General features: G+C 74.2%; 1 protein-coding gene. It reads left to right on the top strand.

Annotated elements, in window-relative coordinates:
* Positions 1-471 precede the first annotated feature (471 nt).
* Positions 472-3,192 carry an amino acid adenylation domain-containing protein gene (locus ABZ646_RS43425; RefSeq protein WP_360532399.1) on the top strand — a complete coding sequence of 907 codons (2,721 nt, stop codon included), beginning with the start codon at positions 472-474 and terminating at the stop codon, positions 3,190-3,192.
* Positions 3,193-3,282 lie beyond the last annotated feature (90 nt).

Genomic DNA, 3,282 nt, shown 5'->3' with positions numbered 1-3,282 from the left:
GCACTCCCCGCCTTCCCGGGATTCCCGAACTGCCGTAATTCGAGCGGACCAGGAAGGGAGTGACACGTCCCGGATGTGAGCCCACCGGCTCCCCGAAAGGTGGCCGCGGAGTCAACGTCGGCCGACGAACCCGTCGGCATTCCCGTTCGTCTCCCGCGGCGGTTGAAAAACCGTTTCCGCGGTGATGGGCAAAGGCGGATCCCTCACTCGACGCCACTGACGCACCCCTTTTATCGAACAGGAGCTCGCGCCGCGAAACAAACCATTCTCTCGCCCATTTCTTCCCGAACTCGAAAGGAGCGCGGGCAACGTGAGTGAATCAGGTCGTCAGGGTCTACGGTTCGTCATTTTCGGCCCATGGAAAGGCACTTAATCAATTGCCCGGAGTTGGCGAACGCCGCGCCGAGCACAGCCCTCTGACAGCCTGTAATGGGCTTGCAGCCCGCTGTACAGGAAGCAAGAGGCACGACCTTGACATCGACCGCACTCGATACCCCGCCGCCGTCCCCGGAACCGCCTGGTGATCGGGCCCTCTTCCGCTCCTCCCCCGCCGCGTCGCCCCGCACCCTCGTCGACGTCCTGTGGGCCACCGCCGCCCGGCACCCGGACGCGCCCGCCCTGGACACCGGCGCAGAGGTGCTGTCGTACCTCGAACTGTGCGGCGAGATCCGTCGCCGCGGCCGGCACCTCACCGAGCGGGGAATCGGCCCCGGCGACCGGGTCGGCATCCGGGTGCCGTCGGGCGGCGCCGAACTGTACCTGTCGATTCTCGCCGTACTCTGCTGCGGCGCGGCCTATGTCCCGGTCGACGCCGACGATCCCGAGGAGCGCGCCGCCACGGTGTTCCGCGAGGCAGGCGTGTGCCACGTCCTGGGGCCGAACCGGCCGCCCGCCGGGCTCGTGCCGCCGTCCGGTGCGGTGGCGGCGGCCGGGCCCGCTCCCGGCGACGACGCGTGGATCATCTTCACCTCCGGTTCGACCGGCGCACCGAAGGGCGTGGCCGTCACCCACCGCTCCGCCGCCGCCTTCGTGGACGCCGAGGCCGCGTTGTTCCTGCGGGACCGCCCGCTCGGCCCCGGCGACCGGGTACTGGCGGGACTGTCCGTCGCCTTCGACGCCTCCTGCGAGGAGATGTGGCTGGCGTGGCGTTCCGGTGCCTGCCTGGTGCCGGCCGAACGTGCCCTCGTCAGGGCCGGTCACGAGCTGGGTCCCTGGCTCGCGACCCGGGGGATCACCGTCGTCTCCACCGTCCCCACCCTGCTGGCCATGTGGCCCCAGGAGGCCCTGTCCCAGGTGCGGTTGCTGATCCTCGGCGGCGAGGCCTGCCCTCCCGGCCTCGTCGAACGGTTCGCCCGCCCCGGACGGGAACTGTGGAACACCTACGGCCCCACGGAGACCACCGTCGTCGCCTGCGCCGCCCCGCTGCGGCCCGGGCAGCCCGTGCGCATCGGACTGCCGCTGGCGGGCTGGGAGTTGGCGGTGGTCGACGAGGCCGGGCGACCGGTGGCCCACGGCGAACAGGGCGAACTGGTCATCGCCGGCGCCGGGACCGCGCGCTACCTCGACCCCGTCAAGGACGCGGAACGCTTTACGCCGTGCCCGGCGCTGGCCTCGCCACGCGCCTACCGCTCCGGCGACCTGGTGCGCGCCGACGCGGAGGGACTGGTCTTCCTCGGGCGCATCGACGACCAGATCAAGCTCGGCGGCCGCCGGGTCGAACTCGGCGAGATCGACGCGGCCCTCCTTGCCCTGCCGGGCGTGCGCGGGGCGGCCGCGGCGGTGCGGTCGACGCAGGCCGGTGCCCAGGTGCTGGTCGGTTACGTCCTCCCCCAGCAGGCGGCCGACGGCGGCTCCGCCTTCGAGGCCGCCAAGGCCAGGGCGCTGCTGGCCGAACGGCTGCCCGCACCCCTGGTGCCGGTCCTGGCCGAGGTGACGGCCCTGCCCACGCGTGCGTCCGGCAAGGTCGACCGCGAGGCACTGCCCTGGCCGGTGCCCCTGGCCGACGCCGACCGCGGCGGTGCCGCGCAGCGGCTGCACGGCACCGCCGCACGGCTGGCGGACGTCTGGGAGCAGCTGCTGGGCCTGCGGCCCGGCCCCGACAGCCATTTCGTGGAACTCGGCGGCAGCAGCCTGACCGCCGCCCGGATGGCCTCGATGCTGCGCGAGGACCATCCGGGTCTCTCCGTCGCCGACCTCTACCGGCACCCCGTGCTGCGGAACATGGCGGACCATCTCGACTCGCTGGCCGGGTCCGTGCGGGCGGCGCGCCCCGTCCGGCCGGTACCCAGGCGGGCCGCTGCCGTCCAGTTCGCCGTCGTCCAGGCCGGCTACGCAGTCACCGCGCTGCGCGGCCTGGTCGGCCTGGCGGTGGCGGACGACGTGCTCGGCTGGGTCGCCCCGCACCGCTGGGCCCCGCACACGTCGTGGTGGCTGGTCCTGGCGGGCTGGGCGGTGCTGTTCAGCGCGCCGTCGCGGTGCCTGATCGGCGCCGGCCTCGCCCGGGCGCTGGCCGGTTCGATCAGGCCGGGGGAGCATCCGCGCGGCGGACGTGTCCACCTGCGGCTGTGGACGGCGGAACGGGCGGTGGCCGCGTTCGGCGTGGCCGCCCTGCTCGGCACCCCGTGGGCCGTCCTGTACGCCCGGGCCCTCGGCTGCCGTACCGGTCGCGACGTACTGCTGCACACCATGCCCCCGGTGACGGGGCTGGCCGAACTGGGCGACGGATGCAGCGTCGAGCCCGGGGCGGACCTCGCCGGGTGGTGGCTCGACGGCGACACGCTGCACATCGGCGCCGTCGCCGTCGGCCCCGGCGCCCGGGTGGGCCACCGCAGCACACTGCTGCCGGGCGCCGTGCTCGGACGTGGCGCGGAACTCGCCGCGGGCGGCTGTCTCGACGGGCGGATCCCCGACGGCCAGGTATGGACCGGTTCGCCGGCCCGGCCGGCCGGTCCCGCGCAACGCCTCGCGGGCGCAAGCCGGCCCGCACGGCCTGCGGGCCGCTCGCGCCGCTGGCAGGCGGCCTATGCGCTCTCCGTCGTCCTGCTGCCCCTGCTGTCCCTGCTCGCGGCGGCCCCGGCGCTGTCCGTCGCCTGGCTGCTGGTGCGCGACACACCGACGCTGCCGGGCGCGGCCGGGCATCTGCTCCTCGCCGCACCCCTGTTCACGGTCATGACCACGGTGTGCGGGTGGTGACCAGGAACGGCCGTACGGCGGGGGCGGGGCCGACCGGGTCGCTGCCCGGGGGCGGTGAGCCGTCCGCCATGGCTGTGTCTTCCTCTCTCG

The sequence above is a fragment of the Streptomyces sp. NPDC007162 genome, from assembly GCF_040634175.1.
GTDB lineage: Bacteria > Actinomycetota > Actinomycetes > Streptomycetales > Streptomycetaceae > Streptomyces.
This window is presented reverse-complemented; position numbering and strand designations above follow the sequence as displayed.